Below are 17,742 nucleotides of genomic sequence, written 5' to 3'. Positions count from 1 at the left end.
ATGCGCGAACATGGATGGTGCGAAGGAAGCTCTTACGCACACATCTTTACTTGTATGTACAAGCATATGCAATCGAGCGGCCAACTTTCTGAGTGAGCCCTGCAGATTTTTTTCGAAGATGAGCAAAAGCCTTGAAAATAAAGGCCTGGAAGCTTGATGAAATTTCTTACAGAGATGTTTTGCGGACAGGAGGATGGGGCACGTCGGCGCAGCTTTGCGTCACGCTGGGGCATTCGGTAACAAATTGGTGCGCGGGCTGGAAACAGATTTTGTGAACAATGCAAAAACAAATGTGGGAGCTGGCTTGCCTGCGATAACAGTGTGTCAGTCAGCACATCCTAGGCTGATACACCGCTATCGCAGGCAAGCCAGCTCCCACAGTTTTTAACCGAGTGCGGTCAGTTCGATCAGGCAGCAGCGGCCTGTGACCGATATTTCCAGCAAGCCAGTGTTACCGTCCACTTGCAGGCAATCGTGATGGCCGAGCTTCTCGCCCAGCACCTTCACTTCATCCGCCACGCTGAACACCAACACCGTCTGGGCCGTGCTGAAAAACTGCTGCACACCGTCCACCCACTGCAAGCGCGCATGGTAACGCTCGGGCGAGTAGATCAGGTTGAAGTCGCGGATCGGCCCGGTGATCAAGCGGCAGGAAACCTGGCTTTCACCCTGGAACGCGAACGGCTGCAACGGTAACAAGCCGCGCTGTTCCTCGCCGTCCACGGTCAACACCATGCCCGCGCCCTTGATCACCGTGATCACGCGCTGGTAACCGGCGAAGGTGGAAAAACCACCCGACTCGGCGATATCGGCAATCGACAAACGCCAGCCAAATCCATCCAGGCCCGTGCCGGCGTCGCGGCTGATTTCTTCGGTGCTGCCACCACCGTTTTTCCACGGCATGCGCACGTAGTCGGCGGCGCGCCAGACCTTCACTGTACTCATTTGCTGAAACGTCCTTCCAGGCTGTGACGGGAACCGGGGTGGATCAATCGCGCAGCGGTAACCGGCTGGCGACCCGACCAGGTGCGACGGCGAATCAACAGGCACGGCTCACTCGGCTCGATCTGCAACAGCTTGCACTCGGCTGCGTCGGCAAGGATCGCTTCGACCACATGCTCACCCTCGGTCAACGGCGCGACCTGGTTCAGATAGGCATAGGGGGTTTGCTGGGTGAAGTCCTGCTGCAAATATTGCGGCGCAACCAGGGCGTTGACGAAACGATCTTCGATTTGCACGGGAATATCGTTCTCGTAATGCACGATCAACGAGTGGAACACTCGCCCACCTTCACGCATTTCCAGGGCGACGGCGCGTTCGGAACCCGCGGCCTCTTCGCCCAGGGTGATGACCTGGCACGTGTGCCGATGCCCGCGGGAAGCGATTTCATCGGCAATGTTGTGCACTTCAAACAGCGCCGACTGGCTCTTCGGCTCGGCCACGAACGTACCCACGCCTTGCATGCGCACCAGCAGCCCTTCGGCGGTGAGCTCGCGCAGGGCGCGGTTAATGGTCATGCGGCTGAAACCCAGCAGGCTGACCAGTTCGCTTTCCGACGGCACGCGGTAATGGGGCGGCCAGTTGCCGTTGAGGATCTGCTGGCTGATCATCTGTTTGACGCGGGCATACAAGGGCGCCGGACTTTCGTCCATGTGGGCAGCCAGCGAAGACTTGGCAGGCGGAGTCGGCACGAGGAATCCTTGCAGGGGAAAAAGATGCATAGATTGCCGGAGTTTACCGAGCAGGCAAACGTCTGTATATGTATATACAAATAAACACACGACCGGGGTGCCTTGATCATGTCCGCTTTCTTTGCCGAACGCGCGCTGCTGCCTAATGGATGGGCCAACGATGTACGTCTTGAAGTCAGCGCTGATGGCCTGCTGACAAAGGTTGCGGCCAATGCCAGCGCAGACGGCGCCGAACGGCTCGGCGGCCCAGTATTGGCGGGTATGCCGAACCTGCACTCCCATGCGTTCCAACGTGCCATGGCGGGGTTGGCCGAAGTGGCCGGCAACCCCAATGACAGCTTCTGGACCTGGCGCGATTTGATGTACCGCATGGTCGGCAAGATCAACCCCGAGCAGTTACAGGTCATCGCCCGCCAGCTGTATATCGAAATGCTCAAGGCTGGGTACACCTCGGTGGCCGAGTTTCATTATGTGCATCACGATACCAATGGCCAGCCTTATGCCGACCGTACGGAACTGTCACGCCAGATCAGCCTGGCAGCCGCCAGCAGCGGGATCGGCCTGACCTTGCTGCCGGTGCTCTATACCCACGCAGGTTTCGGTGGCCAGGCGCCGAATGAAGGGCAGCGCCGGTTTATCAACAGCACCGAGCACTACCTGGACCTGCAAGCGCGTTTGCAGCCGATCCTGGCGGCACAACCTGCGCAGCAACTGGGCCTGTGTTTTCACTCCCTGCGTGCGGTCACCCCCGAACAGATCCAGCAAGTGCTGGCGGCCAGTGACAAGACCTGCCCGGTGCATATCCATATCGCCGAGCAGCAAAAAGAAGTCGACGATTGCTTGGCCTGGAGCGGCAAACGCCCGCTGCAATGGCTGTATGACAACGTTGAAGTGGACGAGCGCTGGTGCCTGGTGCACGCCACCCATGCCGATGCTGACGAAGTGACGCGCATGGCCAACAGCCGAGCCATTGCCGGTTTGTGCCTGACCACCGAAGCCAACCTGGGCGATGGGATTTTCCCGGCGGTGGATTTCCTTGCCCAGGGCGGACGCATGGGTATCGGCTCCGACAGCCATGTTTCACTGAGCGTGGTGGAGGAATTACGTTGGCTGGAATACGGCCAGCGTCTGCGCGATCAACGGCGTAATCGCCTGTATCGCAGTGATCAGCCAATGGTTGGCCGCACGCTGTTCGATGCTGCGCTGGACGGTGGCGCACAGGCGCTTGGCCAGCCGATTGGACGCCTGGAAGTCGGTAAGCGGGCGGATTGGATCGTGCTGGACGGCAACGATCCGTACCTGGCGACCGCCAGTGAGGATGGGATTCTCAATCGCTGGCTGTTTGCAGGTGGCGATCGCCAAGTGCGCGATGTGCTGGTCAATGGCAAGTGGGTGGTGCGGGAGGGGCATCATGCCGGCGAAGAAGACAGCAACCGGGCATTCACCCAGGTCTTGAAAGACTTGCTGGACTAACGGCCAACCCATAACAAATGTGGGAGCTGGCTTGCCTGCGATACAGACACCTCGGTGCATCAGTTACACCGGGTTGATGCTATCGCAGGCAAGCCAGCTCCCACATTTGATTGGGGGTGCTGCGAATTATTGGGACGTCTTCGCCATCTGCTTGTCCGACGTACGCCAGATCAACCGCGTAGTGTCATACCCCTGCTGTCGCGCCCTGCTCAACAGGTCTTCACGCGTCTCGGCACTCACCGTCGGCGTGCGCGACAGGATCCACATATAGCGCCGGCTCGGGCTGCCGACGATGGCGGTCTTGTAGTCATCGCTGACATACAGCACCCAGTAATCGCCCTTGGCAACGCCCGGCAACAGTGACGTAAACCAGTTATTGAATTCCACCCAGAGCTTGTCGGTTTTACCAGGCACCTGCGGCGTGGCTGTGCCTTTGGCTTCTTGCCACTTCCATTCAGGCGTCAGGCAGCGGTTGAACACCGACATGTCGCCATCCGGCAGCAAGGTGTAACGCGCCTCGGACTGCGCGCAGTTGCGCTGGAAGTACATCGGCAATCGGGCCAACTCATACCAGGTGCCCTGGTAACGCTTGAGGTTGACGTTGGTTGCCGTCTTGGGTTGCAGATCATCGCCAGAATGGCTGGCGCAGCCCGCCAAAAACAGGCTGGCGCAAAGGAACAAAACAAAACGCATCATTCTTCTTCTCCCGCAGGCTCGCGCCCCGGTTTACTTCAGGCCTTGCCCGGAAAACATCAGAACTTTGTCACCGGCGTACTGCACGCTGATAAAGCTGTTTTTATCGCCCCAGGTGCAGCTGGACATGCCCAGCGCACCGGAACAATCGGTCGGCTTACCCAGCAACGACTCCACCTCGGCCTTGGCCATGCCAGCCGACAGTTTCTGGTAGTTTTCTTGAGTGACCTTGCTGCAAGCGGCTAACAGCACGCAAAAAGTCAGCAGGGCGAGACGGCGTAAAGACATGGAAAAGCTCCTGGAGAGACAAAGCAGCTGGGGTATCTGCCAGAAGCTTAGAAGGGAAAAGGGGTGTCTGGTTCCCGACGAGCGAAAACAAAAAAGCCCCGAAAACGCTGAAACGTTTCGGGGCTTCTTCAAGGGTGAACGGCCTCACAACACAGTGGATAACTTATCGCCGTGTATTACTTCTTGTGGTAGCTGGTCACACGCTCAACTTCTTCCTTGGACCCCAGGAACACCGCCACACGCTGGTGCAAACCTTCAGGCTGGATGTCGAGGATGCGCTGGTGGCCATCGGTGGACGCACCACCTGCCTGCTCAACCAGGAACGACATCGGGTTGGCTTCGTACATCAGGCGCAGTTTGCCCGGCTTGGACAGCTCGCGGCCGTCGCGTGGGTACATGAACAAGCCACCACGGGTCAGGATGCGGTGCACATCGGCAACCATCGCAGCGACCCAGCGCATGTTGAAGTTCTTTTTCAACGGGCCTTCTTCGCCTTCCATCAACTCGTTGACGTAGCGTTTCACCGGTTCTTCCCAGTGACGCTGGTTAGACATGTTGATGGCGAATTCCTGGGTAGAAGCAGGAATCGAAATGTCTTCGTGGGTCAGCACGAAGCTGCCCATTTCGCGGTCCAGGGTGAAGCCTTTGACGCCATCGCCCAGGGTCAGCACCAGCATGGTCTGTGGACCGTAGATGGCATAACCGGCAGCGACCTGCTCGGTGCCCGGCTGCAGGAAGGCCTTTTCGTTCAGGGCTTCGTTCTGGCTCAGGTATTCATTCGGGCAACGCAGTACCGAGAAGATGGTGCCGACCGGTGCGTTGATGTCGATGTTGGACGAACCGTCCAGTGGGTCGAATACCAGCAGGTAAGCGCCTTTCGGGTACTTTCCAGGGATCTGGTAGGCATTGTCCATTTCTTCGGACGCCATGCCGGCCAGGTGACCGCCCCACTCGTTGGCTTCAAGCAGGATTTCGTTGGAGAGTACGTCGAGCTTCTTCTGCACTTCGCCTTGGACGTTTTCAGTGCCCATGCTGCCCAGGACACCGCCCAGTGCGCCTTTGGAAACGGCGTGGCTGATTTCCTTGCAAGCACGCGCCACCACTTCGATAAGGAAGCGCAGATCGGCAGGCGTGTTGTTGCTGCGGGTCTGCTCGATCAAATAGCGACTCAGGGTAACGCGGGACATGGAAGGCTCCGGAGAATGGGGGGCTGAAAACCCGCGCAGTTTAACGCGAGTCGAGGGTTATTTCCTCTAATCAGAGGATTTAACGCCAATAGAGTTCACGACCTGGCACCACGACCCTCTCCAACATCCCAGAACCCATGTAGGAAGGGGCTTGCCCCCTCCCACATTTTTTAACCGCAGTGGTCAGTCGAGGGCTTTCCAGATCTCGGTGGCGTACTCGCGGATGGTCCGGTCCGAGCTGAACCAGCCCATGCGCGCGGTATTGAGCACCGCCGAACGCCACCATTCCTTGGAATCGTGCCAGTGGGCTTCGACCCGCGCCTGGGCGTCCCAGTAAGAGTCAAAGTCGGCACACACCAGGAAACGGTCGTAGTCGATCAGCCCATCGATCAAGCCCACATAGCGCCCCGGATCATCCGGCGAGAACACCCCGCCACGGATCGCTTGCAACACGTCGTTCAAGCGATGGGACGCGGCGATGTCCGGCCCGGCGTTGAACTCACCGGCGTGCTTGCGGGCTTCCACCTGCTGGGCACTGAGGCCGAAGATAAACATGTGCTCGGCGCCGACCCGCTCGTGCATTTCCACGTTGGCGCCGTCCATGGTGCCGATGGTCAGCGCGCCGTTGAGGCCGAACTTCATGTTGCTGGTACCCGAGGCCTCGAAGCCGGCAGTGGAAATCTGCTCCGACAAGTCCGCCGCCGGAATGATGCTCTCCGCCAGGCTGACGTTGTAGTTGGGCAGGAACACCACTTTGAGCAAACCGCGCACGGTCGGGTCGTTGTTGACGGTGCGGGCGATGTCGTTGGTCAACTTGATGATCAGCTTGGCCTGGTGGTAGCTGGCTGCAGCCTTGCCGGCGAAGATTTTCACCCGCGGCACCCAGTCGGTGCCCGGCTCGGCGCGGATCGCCTGGTACAGCGCCACGGTGTGCAGCAGGTTGAGCAGTTGGCGCTTGTATTCGTGGATGCGCTTGACCTGCACATCGAACATTGCCGCCGGGTTGATCGCGATACCCAGGCGCTCATGAATGATCTGGGCCAGTGCTCGCTTGCTGTGCAGGCGCTGTTCAGCGAAAGACTTGCGGAAAGCCTGCTTCTCGGCGAACGGCTCCAATTCGATCAAACGCTGCTCGGGCTGGTCGAGAATATCCGGCCCCAGGGCTTCCACCAGCATATCGGTCAGCTTGGGGTTGGCCTGGTACAACCAGCGGCGGAAGGTGATGCCGTTGGTTTTGTTGTTGATGCGTTCGGGATACAGCTTGTGCAGCTCGGAGAACACCGTGCTGCGCATCAGCTGAGTATGCAGGCCCGATACACCGTTGACGCTATGGGAGCCGAGGAATGCCAGGTTGCCCATGCGCACGCGGCGGCCGTTGTCTTCTTCGATCAGCGAGACGGCGCGCAGTACGTCGAAGTCGTGGATGCCCTTGGCGCGCAACGAGTCGATGTGCTGGGCGTTGATCAGGTAGATGATCTGCATGTGCCGGGGCAACATGCGCTCCATCAGACCTACGGGCCAGGTTTCCAGCGCCTCGGGCAGCAGGGTGTGGTTGGTGTACGACAGGGTTTCGACGGTGACATCCCACGCGGCTTCCCACGGCACATCATGCAGGTCGACCAGTTGGCGCATCAGCTCGGCCACGGCGATGGACGGATGGGTGTCGTTGAGCTGGATCGCGGCGTGTTCGCCCAGGCTCAGTACCGAACCGTGCATGTTCTTGTGGCGGCGCAGCAAATCCTGCAAGGACGCCGAAACGAAGAAGTACTCCTGGCGCAGGCGCAGTTCCTGCCCCGCTTCGGTGCTGTCGGCCGGGTAAAGCACGCGAGAGATGCTTTCGGCACGGGCTACTTCGGCGACGGCGCCCAAGTGGTCACCGGCATTGAAGCGCTCCAGGTGCAAGTCTTCCACTGCCCGTGCACGCCAAAGGCGCAGGGTGTTGACGCTCGCGCCACGCCAGCCGACTACCGGGGTGTCATAGGCAACAGCCCTGACAGTTTCGTTGGGCGACCACACCTGGATCATCTTGCCGGAGGCGTCCGCCAGGGTTTCGACGCTGCCGCCAAAGCCGATCGGGTAAATCACTTCGGCGCGTTCGAATTCCCAAGGGTTACCAAAATCCAGCCAGCGTTCGGTCTGCTCCTGCTGCCAGCCATCAACGATGGCCTGGCGGAACAAGCCGTGTTCATAGCGAATGCCATAGCCATGGCCGGCAATCCCCAGGGTCGACATGCTTTCCATAAAGCACGCCGCCAGACGGCCCAGGCCACCATTGCCGAGAGCCGCGTCGGGCTCCAGCAGGCGGATGCGCTCCAGATCGACTCCCAACTCCGACAGCGCTTCACGGGCGATCTCCAACACGCCCAGATTGCTCAGGCTGTCGTACAACAGACGGCCAATGAGAAATTCCAGCGAGAGGTAATAAACGCGCTTCTGGCCTTTGCGATAAATACGCCGCGTGTGGTCCATCCAGTGATCGACCATCTGGTCGCGGGCGGCCAGGGCAATGGCTTCGAACCAGTCATGGTCAAAGGCGTGATCCGGGTCTTTGCCCACCGCGTAGGTGAGTTTGGTCAAGACAGCATCGCGGAATGCGGCTACCTCTGCTTCTCGTGCAAGCGGTTCCTGAGACATCGGTGCGACCTCGGGCGAGATTGAAGGAGTTGCTAGAGCCTAGTCGGTCTGACAGACGGTAGACGTGCTGGTTCGGCAGTTTTTTAACTCATTCACCATTGGCTGAATTTGATGCAGGGGTCGTGCCCGATCAGCCCGCGGCGAAGCCTTTGAGCTGAAACCTGCAAAATATTGTTCAAAAAACCACCAATCCCGGTATGATCCCGCGCCCGTATACCGCCCCACCCTGGAACCCTGATGAAGCCTCAACTGATCGCCGCCGCGGAACTCGACCGTCTAGAGACCTGGCAGAAATATTCCGCCCACATGTGCGGCGGCTGCGTGTCCAGCTGTTGCACCCTGCCGGTTGAGGTGAAGATCAAGGACCTGATCCGCATTGGCATCGTCGACGAGTTCGAGCGTGGCGACCCGCCGAAGAACATCGCCAAGCGTTTGCAGAAAGAAGGCATCGTCGAGCGCTACAACAACAAATCCGAGATTTTTACCCTACAGCGCATGAGCAACAACGACTGCCTGTATCTAGATCGTAAGACGCGCTTCTGCACTATTTATGACAAGCGCCCGGATACCTGCCGCAACCACCCGAAAATCGGGCCGCGGCCGGGGTATTGCGCGTATAAGCCGAAAGAAGTGGTGCGCGAGACCAACTTCAAGACTCTCGATAAATTCTGACTCGGGTTTTGTAGTGTTCTGAAGGGCCTCATCGGGGGCAAGCCCCCTCCCACACTTTGATTTGGGAACACATTCAACTGTGGGAGCTGGCTTGCCTGCGATGGGGCCAGTAAAGACAACACACAAACAGCAGGCACAAAAAAACGCCCCCGGCCTTTCGACCGGGGGCGTTTTTCATTCAGCCTGAGTTAACTCAGTTCTTGGCTTTCTTGGCAGCGCGGGTACGCTCGCCTTCGTCCAGGATCTTCTTACGCAGGCGGATCGACTTAGGCGTGACTTCGCACAGCTCGTCGTCCTGGATGAATTCCAGGGCCTGTTCCAGGGTGAAGCGAACAGGTGGAACCAGAGCGATGGTTTCGTCTTTGCCCGAAGCACGCATGTTGTCGAGCTTCTTGCCTTTGGTTGGGTTGACGCCCATGTCGTTGTCACGGCTGTTCAGACCAACGATCTGGCCGTTGTAGATCTCTTGACCGTGTTCAACGAACAGCTTGCCACGCGCCTGGAGGGTTTCCAGGGAGTAGGTCAGCGCCTTGCCGGTTTCTACCGATACCAGAACACCGTTCTGACGGCCGGACATGTCGCCGGACTTCATGGTGTCGTAGCGATCGAAGATCGAGGTCAGGATGCCAGCACCGTTGGTCAGGGTCAGGAACTGGTTACGGAAACCGATCAGACCGCGAGCAGGGATGTTGTATTCCAGACGTACACGGCCTTTGCCATCCGGCACCATGTTGGTCAGGTCGCCCTTACGCAGACCCATCTCTTCCATGACCTTGCCCTGGGATTCTTCAGGGGTGTCGATGGTGACGTTTTCGAACGGTTCCTGCTTCACGCCGTCAACAGTACGGATGATCACTTCCGGACGACCAACACCCATTTCGAAGCCTTCGCGACGCATGGTTTCGATCAGTACCGAGAGGTGCAGCTCACCACGGCCGGAGACCTTGAACTTGTCAGCCGAGTCGCCTTCTTCAACGCGCAGAGCAACGTTGTACAGCAGCTCCTTGTCCAGACGCTCCTTGATGTTACGGGAGGTCACGAACTTGCCTTCTTTACCGCAGAACGGCGAGTCGTTTACCTGGAAGGTCATGGAAACGGTTGGCTCGTCAACGGTCAGAGGCTTCATCGCCTCAACGTTGTCCGGCTGGCACAGGGTGTCGGAGATGAACAGCGAGTCCATGCCGCTTACGCATACGATGTCGCCAGCGAAAGCTTCTTCAACGTCGATACGGTGCAGACCGTGGTGACCCATCAGCTTCAGGATACGACCGTTACGCTTCTTGCCGTCGGCGCCGATAGCCACAACCGGGGTGTTCGGCTTGACGCTACCACGAGCGATACGGCCCACGCCGATAACACCCAGGAAGCTGTTGTAGTCCAGTGCCGAGATTTGCATCTGGAACGGGCCGTCACGGTCAACTTTCGGCGCGGGTACGTTGTCGACGATCGACTGGTACAGCGGGGTCATGTCTTCAGCCATGTCGGTGTGGTCAAGACCAGCAATACCGTTCAGGGCCGAGGCGTAGATGACCTGGAAGTCCAGCTGTTCTTCGGTAGCACCCAGGTTGTCGAACAGGTCGAAGATCTGGTCCAGAACCCAGTCCGGACGCGCGCCTGGACGGTCAACCTTGTTGATGCACACGATCGGACGCAGGCCGGCTTCGAAAGCCTTCTTGGTCACGAAACGAGTTTGCGGCATAGGGCCGTCTTGAGCGTCAACCAGCAGCAGAACGGAGTCAACCATCGACATTACGCGTTCTACTTCGCCGCCGAAGTCGGCGTGGCCCGGGGTATCCACGATGTTGATGTGGTAGCCGTTCCAGTTGATGGCGGTGTTTTTTGCCAGGATGGTAATACCGCGCTCTTTTTCCTGGTCGTTGGAGTCCATCACGCGCTCGTCGTTGAGCTCGTTGCGCTCCAGGGTGCCGGATTGACGCAGGAGTTTGTCTACCAGGGTGGTTTTACCATGGTCAACGTGAGCAATGATGGCGATGTTACGTAGATTTTCGATCACTTGTGTATCTCGATCAGAGGATTCGGTGTGCTGACAGGTCGTGGCAGCGATTAACAGTAGAGTCAGGCCTTGCCGTTACAGCTTGACGGCAGAGTCGGGGGGCCGGTGACGCAGGCCACAGGCAAACAGCCCCGGGCTCTTAGCTCGGTCGATAAACGCGCACATTGGCATGCCCCTCACTGAGCAAATGGTGGGCATGCAGGCGACTCATCACGCCTTTGTCGCAATACAACAGGTACTGACGGCTGTTATCCAGTTCCTTGAAACGCGCGTTCAGTGCGTAGAACGGCAGCGTTTGCACGTCGATGCCGGCGATTTCCAGCGGCTCATCCTCAGCGGCATCCGGGTGACGGATGTCGATGACGATCTGGCCGGCCAGGGCTTCGCTGACTTCTTCGATTTTTACATCCTGACCCAACTCGTCGATCACCCGATCGATTGGGACCAGCTTGGCGTTCTCGAGCGCACGCTCCAGAATCGCCATGTCGAATTCTTTCTCTTCATGCTCCACGCGGTGACGCTTGGCGTGGGTCTTTGGGTTCACCGAAATGACCCCGCAGTACTCGGGCATGTGCTTGGCAAAGTCGGCGGTGCCAATTTGCTCTGCCAGGTCGATGATGTCCTGCTTGTGGCTGGCGATCAGCGGGCGCAACACCAGCTTCTCGGTGACGCAGTCGATGATCGACAGGTTCGGCAGCGTCTGGCTGGACACCTGGGAAATCGCCTCGCCGGTCACCAGCGCGTCAATCTGCAATTGATCGGCGACTCGAGAAGCGGCGCGCAACATCATACGCTTCAATACCACGCCCATATGACTGTTATCGACTTTGCCGAGAATTTCGCCCAGCACTTCCTCGAACGGCACGCTTACAAATAGCACGCGCTGGGAGCTGCCGTACTTCTTCCAGATAAAGTGCGCAACTTCCATCACGCCCAATTCATGGGCACGCCCGCCCAGGTTAAAGAAGCAGAAGTGGCTCATCAGGCCGCGGCGCATGATCTGGTAGGCCGCCACCGTGGAATCGAAACCGCCGGACATCAATACCAGGGTCTGTTCCAGGGCGCCCAGCGGGTAGCCGCCGATGCTGTTGTGCTGGCTGTGGATCACAAACAACCGTTGGTCGCGAATTTCCATGCGCACTTCAATTTGCGGCGCTTTAAGGGAAATTCCAGCGGCGCCGCACTCGCGACGCAGCTTGCTGCCGACGTATTTCTCGACATCCATGGAGCTGAAGGTGTGCTTGCCGGCACGCTTGCAGCGCACCGAAAAAATCTTCCCTTCAAGCGCACTGCCGTAGTGCTGCTTGCACTTTTCGGTGATGTCATCGAAGTCGCCCAGCGGGTACTCATCCACCTGCAGGAAATGCGCGATGCCCGGCATGCAGCTCAGGCGCTCGGTCATGTCCTTCAAGGCTTTGGCGTCGGTAATGCGGGTTTCCAGCTCGAGGTTGTCCCACACGCCGTTCACCACCACAGCCGGGTCCAGGTCACGGAGCACGGCACGGATGTTCTTGGCCAACTGACGGATGAAACGCGTCCGTACCGGTCGGCTTTTGATGGTGATCTCGGGGAAGACTTTAACGATTAATTTCATGGAAACAGCGCGCGCCGGGCCTGCTGAAAAAGGGGGGCGCGGATTATAGCGGAAATCGCTCAAGGTTTAACCAGTTAATATGCATCGAACGTGCAACGCACCAAAACAGGTCATTTACACAAATAAACGCTACATTGCAGTGCGCTATTTCTCGCGCTTTGGCCTATTGCACCGCTTTAGGGGCCATTTTGAGGCAAAAAGACCATGTTGGCGCACTGGCATGTAATTTGCTCTCTTGTGAGGCAGGTTGCCTTGGCGGAGTATCCGCGCCGGCATCACCCACATTCTAAGGGCTAACTCCACTACCCAAGCCCGAAGCCACCCGGAGGACACCATGTCGAAGTCGGTTCAACTCATCAAAGATCATGACGTTAAATGGATTGATCTGCGCTTCACGGACACAAAAGGCACTCAGCACCACGTGACCATGCCGGCTCGCGACGCGCTGGATGATGCTTTCTTCGAAGAAGGCAAAATGTTCGACGGTTCCTCCATCGCCGGCTGGAAAGGCATTGAAGCTTCCGACATGATCCTGATGCCGGACGACAGCACTGCCGTGCTGGACCCGTTCACCGAAGAGCCGACCCTGATCCTGGTCTGCGACGTGATCGAGCCGTCGACCATGCAAGGCTACGACCGCGACCCACGTGCGATCGCCAAGCGTGCCGAGGAATACCTGAAGTCCACCGGTATTGGTGACACTGTATTCGTGGGCCCGGAGCCAGAGTTCTTCATCTTCGACCAGGTTAAGTTCAAGTCCGACATCTCTGGCTCCATGTTCAAGATCTACTCCGAACAAGGTTCGTGGATGTCCGACCAGGACGTGGAAGGCGGCAACCATGGCCACCGTCCAGGCATCAAAGGCGGCTACTTCCCGGTTCCACCGTTCGACCACGACCACGAAATCCGTACCTCCATGTGCAACGCCATGGAAGACATGGGCCTGGTCATCGAAGTGCATCACCACGAAGTGGCGACTGCCGGCCAGAACGAAATCGGTGTGAAGTTCAACACCCTGGTGGCCAAGGCTGACGAAGTTCAGACCCTGAAGTACTGCGTACACAACACTGCCGTCGCTTACGGCCGTACCGCTACCTTCATGCCCAAGCCTCTGTACGGCGATAACGGTTCGGGTATGCACGTTCACCTGTCCATCGCCAAAGAAGGCAAGAACACCTTCGCAGGTGAAGGTTATGCCGGCCTGTCCGACACCGCCCTGTACTTCATCGGCGGCATCATCAAGCACGGTAAGGCCCTGAACGGCTTCACCAACCCGTCGACCAACTCCTACAAGCGTCTGGTCCCAGGTTTCGAAGCTCCGGTAATGCTGGCCTACTCGGCGCGTAACCGCTCTGCCTCGATCCGTATTCCTTACGTGTCCAGCCCTCGCGCTCGCCGTATCGAAGCTCGCTTCCCGGACCCGGCAGCCAACCCATACCTGGCCTTCGCTGCACTGGTCATGGCTGGCCTGGACGGTATCCAGAACAAGATCCACCCTGGCGACGCCGCCGACAAAAACTTGTACGACCTGCCGCCTGAAGAGGCCAAAGAGATCCCACAAGTGTGCGGCAGCCTGAAAGAAGCCCTGGAAGAGCTGGATAAGGGCCGTGCGTTCCTGACCAAAGGCGGCGTGTTCAGCGACGACTTCATCGACGCTTACATCGCCCTGAAAAGCGAAGAAGAAATCAAGGTGCGCACCTTCGTACACCCACTGGAATACGAGCTGTACTACAGCTGCTGATCCGGTAGCGCGGCTTCTTAAGAGCGGCGTGACGAAAAAGACCTCCCCCGGGAGGTCTTTTTTTGCCTGGGCGTTACGCTACGCCAGCTCTGCAAACCCAATCAAAGTGTGGGAGCTGGCTTGCCTGCGATAGCGCACTACCGGCCACCTGCTGTATCACTGACATACCGCCATCGCGGGCAAGCCCGCTCCCACAGGAGATCACCTTTGAGGCATCGACTTGTATTTGCCCTGCTGTTCATCAGTGCCAGTGCGAGCGCTGCGCCGCCTACGCTCGAACCCCTGCTCAACAGCATCGCCGAACGCCTGGAGATTGCCGACCAGGTGGCCTTGAGCAAATGGGACAGCCACAAGCCCGTCGAAGACAAAAACCGCGAGCAGGAAGTGATCGCCAGCGTCGTCGCTCAGGCCTCGAGCTACAAGCTTGAGCCCGCCGCCGCCGAGCAGTTTTTCTCCGCGCAGATCGAGGCGAACAAACTGGTGCAATACACCCACCTGTCCGACTGGCAGTTCCAGGGCAAAGCCCCAGACGAGCCGCGCCCGGACCTGATCAAGCAGATTCGCCCGCAGCTGGATGAGCTGCAAAAACGCCTGCTGCAACAACTGGCCGACTTCACCCCGCACCGTGCCGATCCACAGTGCCCCCAATGGCTGGCCACCGCCGTGCATGAGCCGCTGAATGATCCGCTGCGCCAACTGGCAATGATCCGCGCCACCGCCGAACTCTGCATCTACAAAGGTTAATGACTGCAAACCCGGTAAAAATGTGGAAGCAAGCCCCCTCCCACATTTGGACTGTATGCATTCAGGGCCATCTCTGGCAGCTTCCTGAACAACCTTCGCAAAACCGCACTATATTGGTGCGATAGGTTGCACCCTCACTCCAGCCACAGCCCATTTTGGTTCGAATCTTCCCGATCAAACTGGCAGAACGCCACAGTTTCGCGCCACAAACGCCTATTTCAGGGCTTTAACGCTTCTTTTCGGAGCCTTGGTTTGGTTTTTGCATTTTCCTTGTATCAGCGTGTGCCTCAAGCCTGCGCCTTGCTCCAAAAGAGGTCCCGATGACCATCAGTGATGCACTGCACCGTTTGTTACTCGACAACCTGACCACCGCGACCATCCTGCTCAATGCCGATCTGCGCCTTGAGTACATGAACCCGGCGGCGGAGATGCTCCTGGCCATCAGCGGCCAGCGCAGCCATGGGCAGTTCATCAGCGAGCTGTTCACCGAGTCGGCCGAAGCCTTGAGCTCGTTGCGCCAGGCCGTGGAGCAGGCACATCCGTTCACCAAGCGCGAAGCGATGCTCACCGCCCTCACCGGCCAGACACTGACGGTCGATTACGCGGTAACCCCCATTCTGAGCAATGGCGCCACGCTGCTATTGCTCGAAGTACACCCCCGCGACCGCCTGCTGCGCATCACCAAGGAAGAGGCGCAGCTGTCCAAGCAGGAAACCAGCAAGATGCTGGTGCGCGGCCTGGCTCACGAGATCAAGAACCCGCTCGGCGGGATTCGCGGTGCCGCGCAGCTGCTGGCCCGCGAGCTGCCCGAGGAGCATCTCAAGGACTACACCAACGTCATCATCGAAGAAGCCGACCGCCTGCGTAACCTGGTGGACCGGATGCTCGGCTCCAACAAGTTGCCGTCATTGGCGATGACCAACGTGCATGAGGTGCTGGAGCGCGTCTGCCAACTGGTCGAGGCCGAAAGCCAGGGCTGCATCACCCTGGTACGCGACTATGACCCGAGCATTCCTGATGTATTGATCGACCGCGAGCAGATGATCCAGGCGGTGCTCAATATCGTGCGCAACGCCATGCAGGCCATCAGCAGCCAGAACGAGCTGCGCCTGGGACGCATCAGCCTGCGCACGCGCGCCCTGCGCCAGTTCACCATCGGCCATGTACGCCATCGCCTGGTGACCAAGGTCGAAATCATCGACAACGGTCCGGGCATTCCCGCCGAACTGCAGGAAACCATCTTCTTCCCCATGGTCAGTGGCCGCCCGGACGGTACCGGGCTGGGCCTGGCCATTACCCAGAACATCATCAGCCAGCACCAGGGCCTGATCGAATGTGAGAGCCATCCCGGCCACACCACGTTCTCGATCTTCCTGCCATTGGAACAAGGAGCCCCCACGACATGAGCCGTAGTGAAACTGTCTGGATCGTCGATGACGACCGTTCTATCCGTTGGGTCCTGGAAAAAGCCTTGCAACAGGAAGGCATGACCACCCAAAGCTTCGACAGCGCCGACGGAGTGATGAGCCGCCTGGCACGCCAGCAGCCGGACGTGATCATCTCCGACATTCGTATGCCCGGCGCAAGCGGCCTGGACTTGCTGGCGCGCATCCGCGAGCAGCACCCGCGCTTGCCGGTGATCATCATGACTGCGCACTCGGACCTGGACAGCGCTGTCGCGTCCTACCAGGGCGGCGCCTTTGAATACCTGCCCAAGCCATTCGACGTGGATGAGGCGGTGGCGCTGGTCAAGCGCGCCAACCAGCACGCCCAGGAACAACAGAACCAGGAAGCCCCGCCAACCCTGACCCGCACCCCGGAAATCATCGGTGAAGCGCCGGCGATGCAGGAAGTGTTTCGCGCCATCGGGCGCTTGAGCCACTCCAACATCACTGTGCTGATCAATGGCGAGTCGGGCACCGGTAAAGAGCTGGTGGCCCATGCCCTGCACCGTCACAGCCCACGGGCGGCTTCGCCGTTTATCGCGCTGAACATGGCGGCGATCCCCAAGGACCTGATGGAGTCCGAGCTGTTCGGCCATGAGAAAGGCGCGTTCACCGGTGCGGCCAACCTGCGGCGCGGGCGCTTTGAACAGGCCGACGGCGGCACGCTGTTTCTCGATGAGATCGGCGACATGCCGGCCGATACCCAGACCCGCTTGCTACGGGTGTTGGCGGACGGTGAGTTCTATCGTGTCGGCGGGCACACACCGGTCAAGGTCGATGTGCGCATCATTGCGGCCACCCACCAGAACCTCGAAACCCTGGTACACGCGGGCAAATTCCGTGAGGACTTGTTCCACCGCCTCAATGTGATCCGCATCCATATCCCGCGCATGTCGGACCGCCGCGAAGACATTCCGACTCTCGCCCGCCACTTCCTCAGCCGCGCCGCCCTGGAGCTGGCGGTGGAGCCCAAGCTGCTCAAAAGCGAGACCGAGGAATACCTCAAGAACCTGCCGTGGCCCGGCAACGTGCGCCAGCTGGAGAACACCTGCCGCTGGATCACCGTAATGGCCTCCGGGCGTGAAGTGCATATCAGCGACCTGCCGCCTGAGCTGCTGAGCCTGCCGCAGGATTCGGCACCGGTAACCAACTGGGAACAAGCGCTGCGCCAATGGGCCGACCAGGCGTTGGCGCGCGGCCAGTCGAACCTGCTGGACAGCACCGTGCCGGCATTCGAGCGGATCATGATTGAGACCGCGTTGAAGCATACCGCCGGCCGCCGTCGCGATGCGGCCGTGCTGCTGGGTTGGGGGCGCAATACCCTGACGCGCAAGATCAAGGAATTGGGGATGAAGGTAGATGGTGGGGATGATGATGAGGGTGATGAGGCCTGATCACACCTCCCAGATCCACTGAAAGTCTTATGTGGGAGGGGGCTTGCTCCCGATAGCAGTAGTTCAGTCACCACATCTGTGTCTGACCCACCGCTATCGGGAGCAAGCCCCCTCCCACATTTGGATCTCTGCAATTCCACGACTGTGCACCGCTTCAATGCACCATGAACCG

Annotated in this window: 14 protein-coding genes; 6 read left to right on the top strand and 8 right to left on the bottom strand. The window is 59.0% G+C overall.

What is annotated here, in order from left to right; all coding sequences use genetic code 11:
• Positions 1–384 precede the first annotated feature (384 nt).
• Together IH404_RS02675 and hutC are read right to left on the bottom strand one after the other, a co-directional pair.
• Positions 385–945 (bottom strand): HutD family protein, encoded by a 561-nt coding sequence (locus IH404_RS02675; protein ID WP_194439875.1) that lies wholly within the window; start codon positions 943–945, stop codon positions 385–387.
• Positions 942–1,721, bottom strand: coding sequence for a histidine utilization repressor (gene hutC / locus IH404_RS02670; protein WP_194439873.1), 780 nt, complete (start codon positions 1,719–1,721; stop codon positions 942–944). Before hutC ends, IH404_RS02675 begins: the two co-directional genes overlap by 4 nt.
• Before the next feature lie 78 nt (positions 1,722–1,799).
• Here hutC and IH404_RS02665 point away from each other — a divergent pair, with 78 nt between their 5' ends.
• The gene (locus tag IH404_RS02665) at positions 1,800–3,164 is read left to right on the top strand and encodes a formimidoylglutamate deiminase (protein ID WP_005783951.1); all 1,365 of its coding nucleotides are present in this window, start codon (positions 1,800–1,802) and stop codon (positions 3,162–3,164) included.
• A gap of 126 nt (positions 3,165–3,290) precedes the next feature.
• Here IH404_RS02665 and IH404_RS02660 read toward each other — a convergent pair whose 3' ends face one another.
• From IH404_RS02660 to IH404_RS02645, 4 genes are all read right to left on the bottom strand, one after another.
• Entirely contained in the window at positions 3,291–3,860 is a 570-nt protein-coding gene (locus tag IH404_RS02660; RefSeq protein ID WP_005783950.1) for a lipocalin family protein, read from the bottom strand.
• Between the two features lie 30 nt (positions 3,861–3,890).
• Positions 3,891–4,145, bottom strand: coding sequence for a hypothetical protein (locus IH404_RS02655; RefSeq protein WP_005783949.1), 255 nt, complete (start codon positions 4,143–4,145; stop codon positions 3,891–3,893).
• A 176-nt stretch (positions 4,146–4,321) separates the two neighbouring features.
• Entirely contained in the window at positions 4,322–5,332 is a 1,011-nt protein-coding gene (locus IH404_RS02650; RefSeq protein ID WP_194439871.1) for a class 1 fructose-bisphosphatase, read from the bottom strand.
• 183 nt (positions 5,333–5,515) lie between these two features.
• On the bottom strand, positions 5,516–7,966 hold the full coding sequence (locus IH404_RS02645) for a glycogen/starch/alpha-glucan phosphorylase (RefSeq protein WP_078820070.1): 2,451 nt from the start codon (positions 7,964–7,966) through the stop codon (positions 5,516–5,518).
• Positions 7,967–8,203: 237 nt separating this feature from the next.
• Here IH404_RS02645 and IH404_RS02640 point away from each other — a divergent pair, with 237 nt between their 5' ends.
• Positions 8,204–8,638: a YkgJ family cysteine cluster protein gene (locus IH404_RS02640; RefSeq protein ID WP_003187815.1), complete on the top strand. Its 435-nt coding sequence runs from the start codon at positions 8,204–8,206 to the stop codon at positions 8,636–8,638.
• Between the two features lie 193 nt (positions 8,639–8,831).
• Here the strand turns inward: IH404_RS02640 and typA are convergent, their stop codons facing one another.
• Both typA and thiI read right to left on the bottom strand, forming a co-directional pair.
• Positions 8,832–10,652, bottom strand: a complete 1,821-nt coding sequence (gene typA / locus IH404_RS02635; protein WP_005783945.1) for a translational GTPase TypA — start codon at positions 10,650–10,652, stop codon at positions 8,832–8,834.
• A 139-nt stretch (positions 10,653–10,791) separates the two neighbouring features.
• The gene (gene thiI, locus IH404_RS02630; RefSeq protein ID WP_194439868.1) at positions 10,792–12,246 is read right to left on the bottom strand and encodes a tRNA uracil 4-sulfurtransferase ThiI; all 1,455 of its coding nucleotides are present in this window, start codon (positions 12,244–12,246) and stop codon (positions 10,792–10,794) included.
• A gap of 334 nt (positions 12,247–12,580) precedes the next feature.
• Between thiI and glnA the strand changes: the two genes are divergently transcribed.
• The 4 genes from glnA to ntrC all read left to right on the top strand — a co-directional run bounded on the left by glnA (position 12,581) and on the right by ntrC (position 17,570).
• Positions 12,581–13,987: a type I glutamate--ammonia ligase gene (gene glnA, locus IH404_RS02625; protein ID WP_005783941.1), complete on the top strand. Its 1,407-nt coding sequence runs from the start codon at positions 12,581–12,583 to the stop codon at positions 13,985–13,987.
• Positions 13,988–14,194: 207 nt separating this feature from the next.
• Positions 14,195–14,731, top strand: a complete 537-nt coding sequence (locus IH404_RS02620) for a chorismate mutase (RefSeq protein ID WP_194439866.1) — start codon at positions 14,195–14,197, stop codon at positions 14,729–14,731.
• 320 nt (positions 14,732–15,051) lie between these two features.
• Positions 15,052–16,137, top strand: a complete 1,086-nt coding sequence (glnL, locus tag IH404_RS02615; protein WP_005783937.1) for a nitrogen regulation protein NR(II) — start codon at positions 15,052–15,054, stop codon at positions 16,135–16,137.
• Positions 16,134–17,570, top strand: a complete 1,437-nt coding sequence (ntrC, locus tag IH404_RS02610) for a nitrogen regulation protein NR(I) (protein WP_194439864.1) — start codon at positions 16,134–16,136, stop codon at positions 17,568–17,570. The genes glnL and ntrC overlap by 4 nt, the downstream gene beginning before the upstream one ends.
• The last annotated feature ends 172 nt before the right edge of the window (positions 17,571–17,742 follow it).

Source organism: Pseudomonas sp. OST1909 (genome assembly GCF_015277575.1).
Lineage (GTDB): Bacteria > Pseudomonadota > Gammaproteobacteria > Pseudomonadales > Pseudomonadaceae > Aquipseudomonas > Aquipseudomonas synxantha_A.
This window is presented reverse-complemented; position numbering and strand designations above follow the sequence as displayed.

Coding starts and splice junctions, on each gene's coding strand:
- IH404_RS02675 (WP_194439875.1), bottom strand. CDS start 945: ATGAGTACAGTGAAGGTCTGGCGCGCCGCCGACTACGTGCGCATGCCG.
- hutC (WP_194439873.1), bottom strand. CDS start 1,721: ATGCATCTTTTTCCCCTGCAAGGATTCCTCGTGCCGACTCCGCCTGCC.
- IH404_RS02665 (WP_005783951.1), top strand. CDS start 1,800: ATGTCCGCTTTCTTTGCCGAACGCGCGCTGCTGCCTAATGGATGGGCC.
- IH404_RS02660 (WP_005783950.1), bottom strand. CDS start 3,860: ATGATGCGTTTTGTTTTGTTCCTTTGCGCCAGCCTGTTTTTGGCGGGC.
- IH404_RS02655 (WP_005783949.1), bottom strand. CDS start 4,145: ATGTCTTTACGCCGTCTCGCCCTGCTGACTTTTTGCGTGCTGTTAGCC.
- IH404_RS02650 (WP_194439871.1), bottom strand. CDS start 5,332: ATGTCCCGCGTTACCCTGAGTCGCTATTTGATCGAGCAGACCCGCAGC.
- IH404_RS02645 (WP_078820070.1), bottom strand. CDS start 7,966: ATGTCTCAGGAACCGCTTGCACGAGAAGCAGAGGTAGCCGCATTCCGC.
- IH404_RS02640 (WP_003187815.1), top strand. CDS start 8,204: ATGAAGCCTCAACTGATCGCCGCCGCGGAACTCGACCGTCTAGAGACC.
- thiI (WP_194439868.1), bottom strand. CDS start 12,246: ATGAAATTAATCGTTAAAGTCTTCCCCGAGATCACCATCAAAAGCCGA.
- glnA (WP_005783941.1), top strand. CDS start 12,581: ATGTCGAAGTCGGTTCAACTCATCAAAGATCATGACGTTAAATGGATT.
- glnL (WP_005783937.1), top strand. CDS start 15,052: ATGACCATCAGTGATGCACTGCACCGTTTGTTACTCGACAACCTGACC.
- ntrC (WP_194439864.1), top strand. CDS start 16,134: ATGAGCCGTAGTGAAACTGTCTGGATCGTCGATGACGACCGTTCTATC.